The sequence below is a fragment of the Microbacterium sp. W4I20 genome, assembly GCF_030816505.1.
Lineage (GTDB): Bacteria > Actinomycetota > Actinomycetes > Actinomycetales > Microbacteriaceae > Microbacterium.
Genome location: NZ_JAUSYB010000001.1, coordinates 2,569,462 through 2,586,377 on the forward strand (window position 1 = coordinate 2,569,462; position 16,916 = coordinate 2,586,377).

16 protein-coding genes are annotated in these 16,916 nt (G+C 65.3%); 11 read left to right on the plus strand and 5 right to left on the minus strand.

The annotated features are described in order from the left end of the window. Window positions 1-61 precede the first annotated feature (61 nt). The 5 genes from gyrB to dnaA all read right to left on the minus strand — a co-directional run bounded on the left by gyrB (window position 62) and on the right by dnaA (window position 7,376). Window positions 62-2,146 carry a DNA topoisomerase (ATP-hydrolyzing) subunit B gene (gene gyrB, locus QFZ21_RS12525; protein WP_307378297.1) on the minus strand — a complete coding sequence of 695 codons (2,085 nt, stop codon included), beginning with the start codon at window positions 2,144-2,146 and terminating at the stop codon, window positions 62-64. Between the two features lie 118 nt (window positions 2,147-2,264). Next, on the minus strand, window positions 2,265-2,771 hold the full coding sequence (locus QFZ21_RS12530; protein ID WP_307378298.1) for a DUF721 domain-containing protein: 507 nt from the start codon (window positions 2,769-2,771) through the stop codon (window positions 2,265-2,267). Then, a complete protein-coding gene (gene recF, locus QFZ21_RS12535; protein ID WP_307378300.1) occupies window positions 2,764-3,978 on the minus strand; it encodes a DNA replication/repair protein RecF in 1,215 nt (404 codons plus the stop codon). Before recF ends, QFZ21_RS12530 begins: the two co-directional genes overlap by 8 nt. 292 nt (window positions 3,979-4,270) lie before the next feature. Further along, entirely contained in the window at window positions 4,271-5,413 is a 1,143-nt protein-coding gene (gene dnaN, locus QFZ21_RS12540; protein WP_307378302.1) for a DNA polymerase III subunit beta, read from the minus strand. Window positions 5,414-5,906: 493 nt separating this feature from the next. Then, a complete protein-coding gene (gene dnaA, locus QFZ21_RS12545) occupies window positions 5,907-7,376 on the minus strand; it encodes a chromosomal replication initiator protein DnaA (protein WP_373426019.1) in 1,470 nt (489 codons plus the stop codon). Window positions 7,377-7,613: 237 nt separating this feature from the next. Between dnaA and rpmH the strand changes: the two genes are divergently transcribed. The 11 genes from rpmH (at window position 7,614) to QFZ21_RS12600 (ending at window position 16,740) form a co-directional block, all read left to right on the plus strand. Then, window positions 7,614-7,751, plus strand: a complete 138-nt coding sequence (rpmH, locus tag QFZ21_RS12550) for a 50S ribosomal protein L34 (protein WP_045278552.1) — start codon at window positions 7,614-7,616, stop codon at window positions 7,749-7,751. Between the two features lie 6 nt (window positions 7,752-7,757). Then, window positions 7,758-8,114, plus strand: a complete 357-nt coding sequence (rnpA, locus tag QFZ21_RS12555; RefSeq protein WP_307378308.1) for a ribonuclease P protein component — start codon at window positions 7,758-7,760, stop codon at window positions 8,112-8,114. Further along, window positions 8,111-8,461: a membrane protein insertion efficiency factor YidD gene (yidD, locus tag QFZ21_RS12560; protein ID WP_307378310.1), complete on the plus strand. Its 351-nt coding sequence runs from the start codon at window positions 8,111-8,113 to the stop codon at window positions 8,459-8,461. The genes rnpA and yidD overlap by 4 nt, the downstream gene beginning before the upstream one ends. 3 nt (window positions 8,462-8,464) lie before the next feature. After that, on the plus strand, window positions 8,465-9,535 hold the full coding sequence (gene yidC / locus QFZ21_RS12565) for a membrane protein insertase YidC (protein WP_307378312.1): 1,071 nt from the start codon (window positions 8,465-8,467) through the stop codon (window positions 9,533-9,535). Then, the gene (locus QFZ21_RS12570; RefSeq protein WP_307378313.1) at window positions 9,532-10,023 is read left to right on the plus strand and encodes a R3H domain-containing nucleic acid-binding protein; all 492 of its coding nucleotides are present in this window, start codon (window positions 9,532-9,534) and stop codon (window positions 10,021-10,023) included. The genes yidC and QFZ21_RS12570 overlap by 4 nt, the downstream gene beginning before the upstream one ends. 46 nt (window positions 10,024-10,069) lie before the next feature. Then, window positions 10,070-10,693, plus strand: a complete 624-nt coding sequence (rsmG, locus tag QFZ21_RS12575) for a 16S rRNA (guanine(527)-N(7))-methyltransferase RsmG (protein WP_307378315.1) — start codon at window positions 10,070-10,072, stop codon at window positions 10,691-10,693. Window positions 10,694-12,518: 1,825 nt separating this feature from the next. Further along, on the plus strand, window positions 12,519-13,394 hold the full coding sequence (locus tag QFZ21_RS12580) for a ParA family protein (protein ID WP_307378317.1): 876 nt from the start codon (window positions 12,519-12,521) through the stop codon (window positions 13,392-13,394). Further along, the gene (locus tag QFZ21_RS12585) at window positions 13,394-14,356 is read left to right on the plus strand and encodes a ParB/RepB/Spo0J family partition protein (RefSeq protein WP_307378319.1); all 963 of its coding nucleotides are present in this window, start codon (window positions 13,394-13,396) and stop codon (window positions 14,354-14,356) included. Before QFZ21_RS12580 ends, QFZ21_RS12585 begins: the two co-directional genes overlap by 1 nt. Window positions 14,357-14,417: 61 nt before the next feature. After that, entirely contained in the window at window positions 14,418-15,866 is a 1,449-nt protein-coding gene (locus QFZ21_RS12590; protein WP_307378320.1) for a sugar porter family MFS transporter, read from the plus strand. Between the two features lie 9 nt (window positions 15,867-15,875). Next, a complete protein-coding gene (locus tag QFZ21_RS12595) occupies window positions 15,876-16,211 on the plus strand; it encodes a tryptophan synthase subunit alpha (RefSeq protein WP_307378321.1) in 336 nt (111 codons plus the stop codon). 1 nt (window position 16,212) lies between these two features. After that, window positions 16,213-16,740: a GrpB family protein gene (locus tag QFZ21_RS12600; protein WP_307378323.1), complete on the plus strand. Its 528-nt coding sequence runs from the start codon at window positions 16,213-16,215 to the stop codon at window positions 16,738-16,740. The last annotated feature ends 176 nt before the right edge of the window (window positions 16,741-16,916 follow it).

Genomic DNA, 16,916 nt, shown 5'->3' on the forward strand with positions numbered 1-16,916 from the left:
GGTTGCTGAGCTTGACGAAGCATCCGGGTCCCGTCGACGAGTTCAGGGACCCCGGTCTCCACTAGATGTCGAGGAAGCGGACGTCCTTGGCGTTGCGCTGGATGAAGCCGCGGCGCGACTCGACGTCCTCGCCCATCAGCACGCTGAAGATCTCGTCCGCCGCAGCGGCATCCTCGATGGTGATCTGCTGGAGCGTCCGCGTGCTGTGATCCATCGTGGTCTCCCACAGCTCCTTGGGGTTCATCTCACCGAGACCCTTGTAACGCTGGATGCCGGCATCCTTCGGGATCCGCTTGCCGTTGTCGAGCCCGTACTTCAGCAGGGCGTCGCGCTCGGCATCGCTGAAGACGTACTCGTGAGCGGAGTTCGACCACTTCAGGCGGTACAGCGGCGGCATCGCGAGGTAGACGAATCCGGCCTCGATGAGTCCGCGCATGTAGCGGAAGAGCAGCGTGAGCAGCAGCGTGGTGATGTGCTGACCGTCGACGTCGGCATCCGCCATCAGCACGATCTTGTGATACCGCGCCTTCTCGATGTCGAAGTCCTCGCCGATTCCGGTGCCGAAGGCCTGGATCATGGCCTGAACCTCTTTGTTGCCCAGCGCCTTGTCGAGGCGGGCGCGTTCCACGTTGAGGATCTTGCCGCGGAGGGCCAGGATGGCCTGCGTGTGCGGGTCGCGTCCCTGCACGGCGGAACCGCCGGCCGAGTCACCCTCCACGAGGAAGATCTCGCTGATCGACGGGTCCTTGCTCGTGCAGTCCTTGAGCTTGTCCGGCATCGCCGCCGACTCGAAGACGCTCTTGCGTCGGGCCGTCTCGCGCGCTTTGCGGGCGGCCATGCGAGCGGTCGCCGCATCGATCGCCTTGCGGATCACGTTCTTCGCCTGGCTCGGGTTGCGCTCGAACCAGTCGCCGAGCTGATCGCCGACGATCTTCTGCACGAACGCCTTGGCCTCGGTGTTGCCCAGCTTGGTCTTCGTCTGCCCCTCGAACTGCGGCTCGCCGAGCTTGATCGAGATCACCGCGGTCAGGCCCTCGCGCACATCGTCACCGGAGAGGTTGTCGTCCTTCTCCTTGAGCAGGTTGTTCGCGCGGGCGTACTTGTTGACGAGAGTCGTCAGTGCCGCGCGGAATCCCTCTTCGTGGGTTCCACCCTCGTGCGTGTTGATCGTGTTCGCGTAGGTGAAGACGTTCTCGGTGTACGAGGTCGTCCACTGCATCGCGACCTCGAGCGAGATCTTGCGCGCGGTGTCCTCCGACTCGAACGCGATGATCTCCTCGTTGACGACCTCGGCGTGACGCACCTTGTTCAGGTACTCGACGTAGTCGACGAGTCCGCGCTCGTAGAGGAAGACGTCGCTGCGCTGCTTCTCGACGCCCGTGCCCTCCTCCTCGATGATCTCGGTGTGACCGGAGCGCTCGTCGTGCAGCTCGATGCGGAGGCCCTTGTTCAGGAACGCCATCTGCTGGAAGCGGGTGCGCAGCGTCTCGTAGTCGAAGTCGATGCCCTCGGTGAAGATCGCCGGGTCGGGCCAGAACGTGATGTCGGTTCCGGTCTCATCGGTCTCGGCACCGCGCTCGAGAGCCTGCTGCGGGTGGCCTCCGTTCGCGAAGCTGTGGTGCCACGTGTAGCCCTGACGCTTGATGTCGACCTCGAACCGGGTCGACAGGGCGTTCACGACGGAGGAGCCGACACCGTGCAGACCGCCGGAGACCGCGTACCCGCCGCCGCCGAACTTTCCACCCGCGTGCAGGATCGTGAGCACGACCTCGACGGTCGACTTGTTCGGGTCGGACGAGTGCGGATCGACCGGGATGCCGCGGCCGTTGTCGACCACGCGCACCCCGCCGTCGTCGAGCAGCGTCACTCCGATGGTGTCGCAGTAGCCGGCGAGAGCCTCATCGACCGAGTTGTCGACGATCTCGTAGACCAGGTGGTGCAGACCGCGTGGACCCGTCGAGCCGATGTACATGCCGGGGCGCTTGCGGACGGCCTCGAGACCCTCGAGGATCTGGATCTCGTCGGCGCCGTACTCACCCGGCTGCTTCACCTTGGGGGACAGGGGCTGATGCAGGTGATCGGACCCGTTCTCGGGGGTCCCTCCGTTGGTCGATTCCGTCTCATCTGCGGGGGATTCAGGCGTCATCAGAGGGCATTCTCCACATCGGTATCACGAACTCCCATTCTAGCGGGAATTCGTCGCGATATGCGGCTCAGCGGCCGCGTGTGCGCCTCTGAGCGTTTCAGACCCCTCGGATGGTGTCCTACCCGTAGGTATCGCGCGGGCCCCGTCCTGGAACGGCTCTGGGACCCCATTTCCAGGAGGGGACGTCCGGTCCGATGAAGCGCAGGTTGTCGACACCGGCATCCGGATACCGACGAGTGATCTCGGTGATGATCGTCGCGCGCATGAACTGGAGGTTCTTCGCCCAGGCCGTCGAATCGCACTTCACCGTGAGCAGACCGCGCTCGAGCGAGACCGGTTCCGAGTGCTTCGCCGTGTCGGCGCCGGCGAGATCGGCCCACTGGCGCACCAGATCCTCACGGGCCAGCGTCGTCTGCCAGCCGGAGTCACGGCTGAGGCGGTCGAGCACCGCGCCCAGTGCACCCGGGTCGCGCCCCGGAGTGAACGGGGCGTTCTCGTCATCGTCGACGATGCGGCGCTTGCGCTTCCACGACGAGGAACTCGGCTTCAGACCGCGCAGACGCAGATACGTCGCCACCGTCTCAGGAACATCGGATGCCGCGGGGGCAGGCACGGCGTCAGTCATCGTCACCCTCCCCACCGGCATCCTGAGCCTCACGCTCATCGCTGATCGTTCCGGCACTGATCCGCACCACGTGCGCGTGCAGCACCTCGGGGATATCCTCCTCCACCGCTGCCGTGACCACCACCTGCTCGTAAGCCGCCGTCAGCGAGGCGAGCCGCTGACGACGATCGGAATCGAGCTCGGCGAAGACGTCGTCGAGGATGAGCACCGGGTCACCGGCCGGCGATTCGCTGCGCAGCAGCTCGGCCGAGGCGAGCCGCAGAGCGAGGGCGATCGACCAGGACTCTCCGTGCGAGGCGTACCCCTTCACCGGAAGATCCCGCACCCGCAGGACCAGATCGTCGCGGTGCGGACCGGTGAGCGTGAGGCCGCGGTCGAGCTCGTTCGACCTCTTCGCCGCCAGCGACGCCCGGAACATCTCGGCGATGATGCGCGTCTCGCTCACCTTGTCGCGGGGCGCGTCGTCTTCGGCATCCGTCGTACCGGCCTCGTCGTCCTCCGGATCGGCCCCGCTCACCGACAGCGCCCACTCCAGCTGCGGCCGGTGATCCTCACCCGCGATCGCCTCGTACGCATCGGCCACCGGCTGCTGCAGATCAGCCGCCAGCCTCTGTCGGGCCACGATGATCTCGGACCCCAGCGAGACGAGCTTGTCATCCCACACGTCCAGTGTGCTCAGCCCCTCACCGCGGATACCGCGGGCCCGCGCCGACTTCAGCAGCGCATTCCGCTGCTTCAGCACCCGGTCGTAGTCGGCGAGCACCGCCGCCATGCGGGGTGTCCGCTGGATCAGCAGCTGATCCGCGAAACGGCGCCGCGCCGACGGATCGCCGCGTACGATCTGCAGATCCTCCGGAGCGAACAGCACCACGTGCGCGTACCGCGGCAGCTCGTTCGCCTTCGACGGCGACCCGTTGATGCGCGCCTTGTTCGACCCCTGCCGGTTCAACTGCACCTCGATGAGCACCTTGCGCTCCCCATGCGAGAGCCGAGCACGGATGATCGCGAACTCATGCCCATCGCGCACCATCGGCGCATCCGACGACACCCGATGAGAACCCAGAGTCGCCAGGAAGACCACAGCCTCGGCGAGATTCGTCTTGCCCTGACCGTTGCGACCGACCAGCACGTTCGGTCCGCGGTGCAGGGAGAGTTCGGCGGTCGCGTAATTGCGGAAATCGACCAGGCTCAGGTGTTCCACAATCACGGGATCAGCCTACCTTCGGGGTCCGACAGTCTGCGGGGTGAGCACTATGGCGTCGAGGCGGACGTCGGGATGCTCCCTTCGTTCGCAGAGCGGGTTCCCTCCCGCTGCGCGGGCCCCTCCCGATGCTCACGCCGGGAGCATCCCGACGTCCTCAGGTTTCGCGCATCTCGAGGTTTCGCGTGGGAGATGCGAGGGGTAAAGGGGGGAGGCAGCGGCTCGCTTCGCTCGCCGACTGCGTGCGATACGGGAGTGGGCTGGGTCCCTGAGCGTGGTGAAGGGTTCGAACCGAGGGTCAGCGGAGGAGAAGGTTGGGCTGCAGGAGGTACTTGAACGAATCGAGACCGGCCTGGTCGACCGACGTCTGGCTCGTGATCAGCACCGGGCTCAGCTTGTTCGCGTTGTCGCTCGAGGTGAAGGTCACGCGCACGAACTCGCTCTTCACCGCACCGAGAGCCTCGATCAGGTACTGCGGGTTCAGGCCGAGCGTCACGTCTTCGCCGCCGTTGAGGATCGCATCGACCGACTCGGACGCGCGGGCGTGCTCGCTGCCGGACGCATCCATCGTCACACTGTCGCTCGTGAAGGTGAAGCGCAGCGGAGCCGCGCGATCCAGCACCAGCGACACACGGCGCACGGCCTCGACAAGATCGGCGGTGTTCACGACCGCATAGTGCTCGGTCTGCTCGGGGAACAGGCGGCGAACGGGCGGGAAGTTGCCCTTGATGAGCAGCGACGTGACCGTCTTGTTGCCCGCCGTGAACGCGATGATCTCGCGCTCGCCCGCTCCCGAGAACGCGATCTGGATGGTGCCGGCGTGGCCGAAGGTCTTTCCGACCTCGACGAGCGTACGAGCGGGAACCAGTGCCGTCGCTTCGACAGCCTCGCCGTCCCACGGCACGTCGCGGATCGACACCCGGTAGCGGTCGGTGGCGACGAGGCTCAGGCTCTGACCCGACACGGCGAGCTGCACACCGGTGAGCACCGGGGTCACATCGTCGCGGGAGGCGGCGAAGCCGACCTGGGCGATCGCGGTGCCGAAGTCGTCGGCGGGGACGACGCCGGAGGATCCGGAGACCTCGGGGATCGACGGGTATTCCTCGACCGGCATGGCTGCGAGCGTGAATCGTGCAGACCCGCAGGTGACCGTGATGCCGCCGTCGTCCTCGACGGCGATCTCGATCGGAGCGTTCGGAAGCCTGCTGGCGATGTCCGACAGCAGACGGCCGTGGACCAGGATCGTGCCCGCTGTCTCGACCGTCGCCTCGATGGTCGTCCGAGCGGATGCCTCGTAGTCGAATGCCGAGAGCGTCAGGCCGGAGCCCTCTGCCTCGATCAGCACACCGGCGAGGATCGGCTGAGGATTGCGCTGGGGAAGCAGCTTGACGACGAACGACACTGCCTCGCTGAAGACATCGCGGTTGACCTGAAACCTCACGGGTGCTCCCTTGTCGTCGTTCTGTGACTCGTCGTCTTCGGTCCTGCCAGTGCAGGGCTTCCCATGCTAGCCCCACAGCCACGCCGATCCCTACGCTCGGATCTTTTGGGATCCGGTCGGCCGTTCTCCCCACCGTCTGGTGATCGGATCGCCCATTGAAAGACTTAACTCCTTAACGGTGTTAACCGCTGTGGATTCTGTGGATAACTCGGTGGATAGTAGTCGCGAGTAAGGAACTACACGGCTGTCACTTGTGGAATCCCTGAGGAATCCGCGGGTTCCGGGCATCCGGCCCCTTCGCTGTCCTCCCGGAGTTATCCACAGGTTTGGTCCGAGAACCCACATTCGTCCCGATCTGCAACACAGTCATCCACAAGTTATCCACATGTGCATAGAAGCATTTATCGGATGCTGCATCGGCATGTCGTGACGAAGAAAGAGGGGTCCACCGCACACCTGACGGTTGCGGAGGACCCCTCTTGAGGGCTGCAGGTCAGCGACGGCCGAGCTGCGTGGTGATCTCGGTGACCTGGTTGTAGATCGAGCGACGCTCCTTCATGAGCTCGCTGATCTTCTTGTAGGCGTACATCACCGTGGTGTGATCGCGATTGCCGAACAACTGTCCGATCTTCGGAAGAGACAGGCTGGTGCGCTCACGGCACAGGTACATGGCGATCTGACGTGCCGTCGCGATCTGCTGCGAACGACTCGAGCCGTAGAGGTCGTCGACGGTCAGCTTGAAGTAGCCGGCGGTCGCGGTGATGATGTCGGTCGGCGAGATGATGTTGTCCTCGGCCGTGTCGATGATGTCGCGGAGCACCGTCTGGGCGAGGGAGATGTCGAGCGACGAGCGGTTCAGGCTCGCGAAGGCCGATACGCGGATCAGGGCACCCTCGAGCTCGCGGATGTTGGACGAGACGACCGTGGCGATGTACTCGAGGACCTCGTCGGGGATGTGCAGCGCCTCGCTCTGGGCCTTCTTGCGGAGGATCGCGATGCGGGTCTCAAGGTCGGGCGCCTGCACATCGGTGATGAGGCCCCACTCGAAGCGGCTGCGCATCCGGTCCTCGAAGCCGGTCAGGTGCTTCGGCGCCACGTCACTCGTGATCACGACCTGCTTGTTGTGATCGTGCAGCGTGTTGAAGGTGTGGAAGAACGCCTCCTGCGTCTCGGCGCGACCCTGCAGGAACTGGATGTCGTCGATGAGGAGGATGTCGACGTCGCGGTAGCGGGCTTGGAACGCAGCGCCGCGGTTGTTCGCGATCGAGTTGATGAAGTCGTTCGTGAATTCCTCGCTGGAGACGTAGCGGACCTTCACCCCGGCGTAGAGAGACTGGGCGTAGTCGCCGATCGCGTGCAGCAGGTGGGTCTTGCCGAGCCCGGAGTCCCCGTAGATGAAGAGCGGGTTGTAGGCCTTGGCAGGAGCCTCGGCCACGGCGACCGCCGCAGCATGTGCGAATCGGTTGGACTGACCGATCACGAAGTTGTCGAAGGTGTACTTCGGGTTGAGGCGCGATTCGTGACGCAGCTGCGTCGGCTGCTCCATCGGAGACTCGATGCGCACGGGCTCGTGCCTGCCGAAGTCCGCGACGGCCATCTGCTCGTTCGGCTGCTCGGCGAGCTCGTGGTTGACGACCACACGGTACGAGGTGACCTCGTCGCCGATGTGGGAGAGCGCCTCCATGATCGGCAGACGCAGACGCTTGTTGATCTGGGCGGCCGTGAGATCGTTCGGCACTTCGAGGTAGAGCGTCGCCGACATCACGCCGGCAGGAACCGCGAGGCTGAGGAAGCCCTGCAGCTGAGGGGTGACGCGGTCGTCATCCACCAGGAGCTCCTGCACCGTGGTCCAGATCGGAACGTCGGGCTGGGCAGGTGAGGACATGACGCTCCGGACGGGGGCTCGGGTAGGGGTGGATATGCCGTGCCCCCTGTGGATAACTTCGGTTGCCACGGTAGTCATCGCGGCTGGGAACGGCAACCTGCCCTTGCAAACACGCGCGCGTGTTGTGCATCGCGGATGGCGGGGGTTGTGGATAATGGCTGTGCGGTACGTGCCGGATGCCGTCCCTCCGAGCGCGCAGATTTGCTCTGCGCGCCGCGAAGACGTACCCTAAGTCGGTTGACTTATGCCATTTTTGGCAGTTCCCCATGTCTCCGGTCGCAGTGAACCCGGTGGCAGTATTCCCGGAGTGATTCCATGACTAAGCGCACTTTCCAGCCCAACAACCGTCGTCGCGCCAAGAAGCACGGCTTCCGCGCCCGCATGCGTACGCGCGCCGGCCGCGGCATCCTTGCTGCACGCCGCGCGAAGGGCCGCACCGAGCTCTCCGCGTAGTCCGCTGTGCTCGCCCGTCCGCACCGGCTGACTCGCGGCAGCGACTATCGAATGGTCGTTCGCCGCGGTTCCCGTTGTGGCGGGTCGCGCCTCATCACGTCGATGCTGTCGACGGGTGAGAGCGGAACCGTACGGTTCGGTTTCATCATCAGCAAGCAGGTGGGCACTGCAGTGGTGCGCAACACCGTGCGCCGGCGACTCAAAGCCGTGTGTGCGGAGGCGCTCCCGCGAGTTCCCCAGGGCACGGATGTCGTCATCCGTGCCCTTCCTGCGTCTGCCACGGCATCGTTCGCCGAGCTCCGCGCAGACGTGGACCGCTGTCTTACCCGGCTGGCGCCGGCGTCGGCTGCGGGCACCCCGTGACTGCCCTGCCGGCGTCCTCGATCGGATCGGCGCACCTGCAGTCCGGCGATCTCCTCCGCAGCATCCCGCTGGTTCCCCGCAATCTGGTGCTGGGGTTCCTCACGGCGTACCGCAAGACCATCTCTCCTCTCTATGGAGATGTCTGTGCGTACTACCCCAGCTGTTCCGCTTACGCTGTAGGTGCGGTGCAGCAGCACGGTGCCGTGCGGGGAACCCTGTTCTCCGCGTGGCGCATCCTCCGCTGCAATCCCTGGACTCGCGGAGGCGTCGACGACGTCCGTCCGCACGAACACTTCCGCTACGACCTGACTTCTCACGGTTTCGTCGTCCCTGCCCGAAAGGACTGAACGGTGGGTCTTGACCTTCTGCTCGCCAGCAACACCCCCAGCGATGCGCCCGCGGCGGGTGGCTTCGACCTGATCGGCACGATCCTGTGGCCGCTCAAGTGGGTCGTCGAGATGATCCTCGTCGCCTGGCACTGGCTGCTCACCGCGGTCGGTCTGCCCGCGGCATCCGGTCTCACCTGGGTGCTCTCCATCGTCGGTCTCGTCATCGTCGTCCGTGCCGCTCTGATCCCGCTGTTCGTGAAGCAGATCAAGAGCCAGCGAAAGATGATGGAAATCGCTCCTGAACTGCGGAAAGTTCAAGAGAAGTACCGCGGCAAGAAGGACCAGCTCTCTCGCGAGGCCATGAGCCGCGAGACCATGGGCCTGTATAAGAAGCACGGCACGACGCCGATGTCGAGCTGTCTTCCGCTGCTGGTGCAGATGCCGATCTTCTTCTCGCTGTTCAGCGTGCTCAGCGACGTCAGCAAGCACGCCAAGGACAACATCGGCGGCGTCGGGCTTCTCAGCCCAGAGCTCACCAAGGAGTTCTACGACGCCAAGCTCTTCGGTGTCGCTTCGCTGCACGAGACGCTCGGCAACGCGGTGGATGCCGGCAACACCACGGCCATCGTGATCCTGGTCACGCTCGTGGTGCTGATGATCGGCTCGCAGTTCTTCACGCAGCTGCAGATCATCTCGAAGAACCTGTCGCCCGAGGCCAAGACCGGCCAGGCGTACCAGATGCAGAAGATCATGCTCTACGTGCTGCCGCTGGGCTTCATCTTCTCGGGTGTGTTCTTCCCGCTCGGCGTGGTCGTCTACTGGTTCATCTCCAACCTCTGGACCATGGGGCAGCAGTTCCTCGTGATCCGCGAGATGCCGACCCCCGGGTCGGAGGCCGCGAAGGCTCGTGAAGAGCGACTCGCGAAGAAGGGCAAGGCGATCGATTCGTCGGGCAAGGTCGTCCCGATGGCTGCGTACGAGGCCGAGCAGCAGCGTCTGCTCGATCTGGCGGAGAAGGCGAAGGCCGAGGCACCGAAGCGCCAGCAGCCTGTCGGCAAGAAGCGTGCGAAGAAGAAGGGCAGCGGTTCATGAGCGAGGTCGCGACCGAGACCACCGAACCCACGGTGGCAGAGCTGGAGAACGAGGGCGATGTCGCCGCGGACTTCCTCGAGGAACTCCTCGACATCGCCGACATCGACGGCGATCTGAACCTGGATGTCCGTCAGGGTCGGGCCTATGTGTCGGTGGAGGCCGAGGGTGATGGACTCGCCCTGCTGTCGGCGCCCGACACCGTGCAGGCCCTGCAGGAGCTCACGCGTCTCGCGGTGCAGAACCGCACCGGATCCTTCTCGCGACTGATCCTCGACATTGGCGGATCGCGCGACACCCGTCGTCGTCAGCTCGAGACGCTGGTGGATGCCGCGGCCGCGAAGCTCGACGAAGGCTCATCCCAGGCATCCCTGCCGTCGATGTCGAGCTACGAGCGAAAGCTGGTGCACGACATCGCCGCCGATCGCGGTCTGGTGTCGGAGTCGTACGGCGAGGGCGCAGACCGCCACACCGTCCTACGCCGTCGCTGATGTTTCACGTGAAACATCGTCGGGCTCAGGGCCGCTGGGTGCGGCGATGAGCGAACTCGAAGTCGAGCCGGAGGTCGCGGCTCAGCTGTTCGGGGACCGTATCGACGTCGCACGCTCGTTCACCGAGGCTCTTGCTCGGGAGGGGGAGGAGCGAGGGCTCATCGGTCCTCTCGAACTTCCTCGATTGTGGACCCGCCACATCCTCAACAGCGTGATCGCCGCTCCGCTGTTCCACGGCTCGGTGGCAGACATCGGTTCCGGCGCGGGCCTCCCCGGTCTGGTGCTGGCCATTGCCCGGCCCGACGTGCAGTGGACACTGATCGAGCCGATGGAGCGCCGCATCACCTGGCTCGATGAGCAGGTGGCTGCCCTCGGACTGACCAATGTGGACGTCGTGCGAGCCAGAGCCGAAGACGTACGCCCTGCTGAGGGATTCGATGTCGTGACGGCCCGCGCGGTGAGCGCACTGCGCACACTGATCCCGCTGACAGCGCCTCTGGTGCGCGATGGGGGAGAGCTGACCGTTCTCAAGGGGATCAACGCAACCAACGAGATCGATGCTGCGGCGAAGCAGATCAAGAAGTTCCGACTGACCGATGTGCGCGTCGAGGTGTTGGGTGAGGGCGTTCTCCCGGAGATCACACGGGTCGTGCGGGCGATCGTCCGATAGGTCATCATCGTGATGTTTCACGTGAAACATCACGGTGTCGCGCGGTGATCCGGGGACGTGGTTGAACGCCTGATGGCCGTCCATAAGCACTGATCGCTATCGTCGCGGCTTCGCTCCCGTCGGTTGCGAATGCTGTGACCGACCTGCGCAGAGGACCCTCGTTCTGGATTCCATGATCAGAAAGCTCTATGGCTGCGCTGACGCGACCGTGGGGGTTTCGTTGGACTGATGACCTGGGCCTACGGCTCGACGCTGTAGCCGGCGAATGGGTTCGACCACACGGGGACGTCACGTCACGTGACACCTCTCTACACGCGAACTCCGACGTGGCCACCCGCGAACTCTGGTTTGTCGCTCGTGGACGATCGTGTTCACGAAGCATCGTGCCGCACGACGTCAGAGGCGCCGACACATCGTGCACCCGCTCCAGAGCCTTGCGCGCCGCACGGTGCCAATGACGGATGAAGATCATTCCTTCATCAATGCCGGCATGCGCGCCCGACTTGATTGGCTGCGGCAGCTGTCTCCTCTGGTGCCTGCAAAGCGAGCCACCCGCCGATGCCCCGAGCGTTCTGCGCACTGTTTCACGTGAAACATTGGTCACGGTTACAGGGAGCATCGGGGCCACCGGCCGACCCCGGCATTCTCGCCCAGTGGCCAGAGAACGACGCAGACGACCGTGCGTCTCGCACGAGCGCTCATACGGCGTATCGCACCGCTGCCAAGTGCCGCGCGTCGTCGCTGCGGGGACGGGCAGAGGTGTGGCGCATCGTCGCCGGGGGATCCCAACCACCACCGTGTTTCACGTGAAGCATTCACCTCGCGCTCCGGCTGTACTCCCCCTCCTCACCCGCGGAGTGCTCGATGGATCGACTTCCGCTGCCATTCGATCCCGTTCGCGCCGTCAGGCTCGAGCCGCTCGATTCCTCATCGATCTCCAGCACAACCCGCATGTTTCACGTGAAACATCGACATCGCATCGAGTTGACGACATGTGCTGAATCTCAGCCCGTGCTCGCGGCACACACCCGCCCATCGCCGCCAACATTCGACCCGGCGTCGCTAGGTGCACTGGGGGTGTGGGGGAGTACCAACGGATCGCGGAAGCACCTTCGCTCGAGGCAAGAACTTCAGTATCGGCAGCCGTCCTACTCGATACCCATAGCTCCGCCCATCTCACTGACTCAGCTCCCCGCCCAGGCCGACTCCGCGGGTCCCTCGTCTCTACCGGGGGGACCGCGAATGTTTCACGTGGAACAACGACTCGGGCTTAGGGTGCCTCACTTCGGCGCCCGAAGACACGCCTTGTCGAATACTCCCGCCCGACCGGCGCCTCTTCAGCGGGGCATGCATATGACTGCTTCGTAACGTGAGGGTGCAGGGGTCGCCTGCCATAAAGCAAGATGTCACGCATCACCGAACGCCCAACGGCATTCCGCGGTACGCGTCGGAATAGGGCGTGGGGTGGTCGCGCCGCGAAGTTGAATACTCGTCTCATCATTCCGGATCGAGGTGTGAACCCCGCGAGACTGAAACCCGCTCGGCACCGAGAGGGTGGGATGCTCCCGTGAGTGAGCATCGGGAGGGGTCCCCGCTTGCGGGGAGGGTGCCCGTTCTGCGAAGGAGGGGGAGCATCCCACCCGGCCCCACAGAAGCAGCTGAGACATCCCCGAGCAGCCGGACGCAGAGCCGTCTTCACCACCCCCACCACCCTCCCTCGGCTCCCAACGCCGCCCCCAGCGATTAGAGTGGAACGCGGCCCCGAAAGGAGTGGATGTTTCACGTGAAACAATCCGAAAAGGCATCTTCGAGCGAATCGTTCGGGATGGATACACCGCTCGCGCGGGAGCTCGCCGATCTTTCCGCTCGGCGCCGGGCGCTCGAGGGTGCGAAGGTCGAATTCACGGGCGAGACGCGCGTTCTCACCGTCTCGAACCAGAAGGGTGGCGTGGGTAAGACCACGTCGGCCGTCAACATCGCCTCCGCTCTCGCCGGTCTGGGTGCGAAGGTCCTTGTCATCGACCTCGACCCGCAGGGGAACGCATCCACCGCGCTGGGAGTTCCCCACAGTGCCGAGGTCCCCAGTGTCTACGACGTGCTGATCGAGGACTTCCCGCTCGCTGACATCGTGCAGCAGAGCCCGGAGGATCCGAATCTCTTCTGTGCACCGAGCACCATCCACCTCGCGGGCGCCGAGATCGAGCTGGTCGCCCAGGTGGCGAGAGAGCACCGCCTGCGCCGCGCACTTGAGGTGTACCTCGTCGACAGCCCGATGGACTTCGTCATCATCGACTGCCCACCGTCGCTGGGGCTGCTCACGATCAATGCTTTCACCGCAGCATCCGAGGTCTTCATCCCGATCCAGTGCGAGTACTACGCGCTGGAGGGTCTCAGCCAGCTGCTCGGCAGCATCCAGATGATCCAGAAGCACCTGAATCCTTCGCTGCACCTCTCCACCATCCTGCTGACGATGTTCGACGGGCGTACGCGGCTCGCACAGCAGGTGGCCGATGAGGTGCGCACGCACTTCCCCGAGCAGGTGCTGACGACGGTGATCCCGCGGTCGGTGCGCGTGTCGGAAGCACCGAGTTTCGGACAGACCGTGATCGCCTACGATGGGCAATCCGCCGGTGCGATCGCGTACCGCGAGGCCGCCGTCGAGATCGCGTCGCGGACGGCGACGCAGAGCAAGGAGAAATGATGGCGAAGCGCACTGGACTGGGCAGGGGCATCGGAGCCCTGATCCCGACGGCAGACCAGGCGGAGCGTCCGGTGGACGTGTTCTTCCCGGGTGCCAACCTGCGCCCGAGCGAGGTACAGATCAGCACGGTGGCGCAGGAGCCCGATCTCGCGGTCGTCCCCGGCATCCATCTCGTGCAGGTCGATCCGCACCAGATCGTTCCCAATCCCCGGCAGCCGCGCACGCACTTCAACTCGGACGATCTCGCCGAGCTGGTGCACAGCGTCCGCGAGTTCGGTGTGCTGCAGCCGGTGGTCGTGCGCAAGAACAGCGACGGCGAGTACGAGCTGATCATGGGGGAGCGGCGTACGCGCGCCGCCCGCGAGGCCGGACTCGACACGATCCCGGCCATCGTCCGCGAGACGGCTGACGAGGATCTCCTCCGCGACGCCCTGCTCGAGAACCTCCACCGCTCGGAGCTCAACCCGCTCGAGGAAGCCTCCGCCTATCAGCAGCTGCTCGAGGACTTCGGCATCACGCAGGAGGAGCTCGCGACGCGCATCGGACGTTCGCGTCCGCAGATCAGCAACACCATCCGACTGCTCAAGCTGCCGGTTCCCGTGCAGCAGCGTGTCGCCGCAGGTGTTCTGACCGCGGGTCACGCCCGCGCCATCCTCAGCCTGGAGACTCCGGAGGCGATGCAGAAGCTCGCCGACAAGGTCGTGAACGAAGACCTCTCGGTGCGTGCCACGGAAGAGGCCGCGAAGTCCCAGCCCTCCGCCGGGAAGAGCACGAAGCCTACGCCGGGAGCCCGACGCGCCTACCTCGACGAGGTCGCCGGCAAGCTCGGCGACCGCCTGAACACGCGCGTGAAGATCGCTCTCGGTGCGCGCAAAGGCCAGGTCACGATCGATTTCGCTTCCATCCAGGATCTGAACCGGATTCTCGAGGAAATCGGCGAAGAGGGATACGGCCGCAGCTGATCACCCCCGACGTCCCCGGGGAGGCCTAGACTCGCGTCAGATGACGTCGAGGAGGGGCACAATGTCGCGCACACAACCTGGATCCGCCATACGAGGCCGCGTCATCGCGGTCAGCATCGCCGCCGCCCTGGGCGGCTTCCTGTTCGGTTTCGACACCGCGGTGATCAACGGCGCAGTCGACGCGCTGGCCGGCAGTCAGTCGGGCTTCGATCTCGGTGTGGGCCTCAAGGGCTTCGCCGTCTCGTCGGCACTGATCGGATGCGCGGTCGGGGCGTGGTTCGCGGGCCCGCTGGCGAACCGCTTCGGCCGCATCCCGATCATGGTGGTCGCCGCCGTGCTCTTCCTGCTGTCTTCTCTCGGCTCCGGCTTCGCGTTCGGCGTCGTGGACCTGATCATCTGGCGCGTCGTCGGCGGCCTCGGCGTGGGCGCAGCATCCGTCATCGCCCCGGCCTACATCGCCGAGGTGTCGCCGGCGAACATCCGCGGGCGACTCGGTTCGCTGCAGCAGCTGGCCATCGTGACCGGTATCTTCATCGCCCTGCTCTCGGACGCCATGCTCGCGAACGTGGCCGGGGGAGCGGCCGAGCCGCTGTGGGGTCTGGACGCCTGGCGCTGGATGTTCATCGCCGGCGCCGTGCCCTCCATCGTCTACGGCGCGATCTCGATGAGACTGCCCGAGTCTCCGCGGTACCTCGTCGCCAAGGGGGAGATCGACAAGGCCTCCGAGGTGCTCACGACGGTCACGGGTGCGGTCGACGTGAAGGCGAAGATCGCCGAGATCACCGGCACGCTCAACACCGAGCGCACGGAATCGCTGCGTGATCTTCGCGGCAACCGGCTGGGCCTGAAGCCGATCGTGTGGGTCGGCATCCTGCTGTCGGTGTTCCAGCAGTTCGTCGGCATCAACGTCATCTTCTACTACTCCACGACCCTCTGGCAGTCGGTCGGATTCGGTGAATCCGAGGCGCTGCTGATCACCGTGATCACGTCGGTGACGAACATCGTCGTGACGATCGTCGCGATCCTGCTCGTCGACAAGATCGGCCGACGGATCATGCTCCTCGTGGGCTCGGTCGGCATGACCGTCACCCTCGGCCTGATGGCTCTCGCCTTCTCCTTCGGCACGTTGGATGCCGAGGGCGCGGTGACGCTCCCGGACCCGTGGGCGACGGTCGCACTGATCTGCGCCAACGGATTCGTCGTGTTCTTCGGAGCCACCTGGGGCCCGCTGGTGTGGGTGCTGCTGGGGGAGATGTTCCCGAACTCGATCCGTGCCGGTGCCCTCGCGGTGGCTGCTGCAGCGCAGTGGGTGGCGAACTTCTTCATCTCGACGACGTTCCCGGCCTTCTCGGCGATCGGCCTGCCGTTCGCCTACGGCTTCTACGCGTTCTTCGCGCTGCTGTCGTTCTTCTTCGTGTACTTCAAGGTCGCCGAGACCAAGGGCAAAGAGCTCGAGGACATGCGCGAAGACACGAAGGTCGAGCGCCGGAGGCGCCCCAGTCGGACGTAGGCTGGAAGCATGTCCGAGTCCGTTCAGCGCCGCGCCAGCCTCGAAGTGCTGCGTGCGGAAGCCGCCGACGAACTGGCCGTGCTCATTCAGGAACGCCTCCTCGGCGGCGAGGATCCGTGGGAGTTCATGGAGGAGCTGCCGAGCGTCGACGAACTCGTCGTCTACCTGCTGCGGGCCGACAACATCAACGCGAACGACGGCGTGCGACCCAACGCGGCGCGGCATTACCGCGTGCTGCGGCAGATCGCGCTGGAGTACCCGGAGCTGACCCCCGCGGTCTGGGGGCTGCTCGACGAGAAGCAGCGCCACCGCCGGTGGGATCCGACGGTCGCCGACCGCTCCTGACATGCCCCGGATGCTGGTGCAATACGACCCGCGCTGGCCGGAGCAGTTCGAGGAGATCGCCGCTGAGCTGCGGGCACACGGCGATCCAGACTGGGTGATCGAGCACATCGGTTCGACCGCCGTCCCCGGCATGCGCGCGAAACCGATCATCGACCTCGCCGTTCGCCTCGAGAGCGTTGCTGACTTCGACGCGCGTCGACCAGCTCTGGAGGCGATCGGCTGGCACCTGGGCAGCAGCGTGCAGAGCCACCCGGTGATGGTGTTCGAGGAGAACGGCACCCGCACCCGCATCGCGCACTTCTTCGCCGCGTCCGACTGGGAGACCGTCAACCAGCGCATCCTGCGGGACTGGCTCCAGGCTCATCCGGCGGATGCGGATCGCTACGTCCACGCGAAATGCGACGCCGTCGCCGCTGCCGCCCGCGGCACATCGACCTACAACGCCGCCAAGACCCCCGTCATCCAGGACCTCGTCGACCGCGCCCGCGCGTCGCGCGGCCTCCCCACGGTCCCTGTCTCCGACAAGTAGCCCGCGTCGCAGCATCCGCCGTTCCCGCGCTGCGCACGCAGCATCCGCCGTTCACGATCTGCGGATGCTTCCGCCCAAAGCATCCGCAATTCGTGAACCCCTCCGCAGATTGTGCCTGCACCGGAACCCCTGTATCCACCCCCGCGGCGACTGCATACGTGCGCAACACCGTAGGG

What these genes read in the sequence shown, in the direction of transcription:
- QFZ21_RS12570 (WP_307378313.1), top strand. Translation starts at nt 9,532, where the DNA reads ATGAGCGAGGTCGCGACCGAGACCACCGAACCCACGGTGGCAGAGCTG.
- QFZ21_RS12590 (WP_307378320.1), top strand. Translation starts at nt 14,418, where the DNA reads ATGTCGCGCACACAACCTGGATCCGCCATACGAGGCCGCGTCATCGCG.
- QFZ21_RS12530 (WP_307378298.1), bottom strand. Translation starts at nt 2,771, where the DNA reads ATGACTGACGCCGTGCCTGCCCCCGCGGCATCCGATGTTCCTGAGACG.
- QFZ21_RS12600 (WP_307378323.1), top strand. Translation starts at nt 16,213, where the DNA reads ATGCCCCGGATGCTGGTGCAATACGACCCGCGCTGGCCGGAGCAGTTC.
- dnaA (WP_373426019.1), bottom strand. Translation starts at nt 7,376, where the DNA reads ATGACTACCGTGGCAACCGAAGTTATCCACAGGGGGCACGGCATATCC.
- QFZ21_RS12580 (WP_307378317.1), top strand. Translation starts at nt 12,519, where the DNA reads ATGGATACACCGCTCGCGCGGGAGCTCGCCGATCTTTCCGCTCGGCGC.
- gyrB (WP_307378297.1), bottom strand. Translation starts at nt 2,146, where the DNA reads ATGACGCCTGAATCCCCCGCAGATGAGACGGAATCGACCAACGGAGGG.
- QFZ21_RS12595 (WP_307378321.1), top strand. Translation starts at nt 15,876, where the DNA reads ATGTCCGAGTCCGTTCAGCGCCGCGCCAGCCTCGAAGTGCTGCGTGCG.
- rpmH (WP_045278552.1), top strand. Translation starts at nt 7,614, where the DNA reads ATGACTAAGCGCACTTTCCAGCCCAACAACCGTCGTCGCGCCAAGAAG.
- QFZ21_RS12585 (WP_307378319.1), top strand. Translation starts at nt 13,394, where the DNA reads ATGGCGAAGCGCACTGGACTGGGCAGGGGCATCGGAGCCCTGATCCCG.
- rsmG (WP_307378315.1), top strand. Translation starts at nt 10,070, where the DNA reads ATGAGCGAACTCGAAGTCGAGCCGGAGGTCGCGGCTCAGCTGTTCGGG.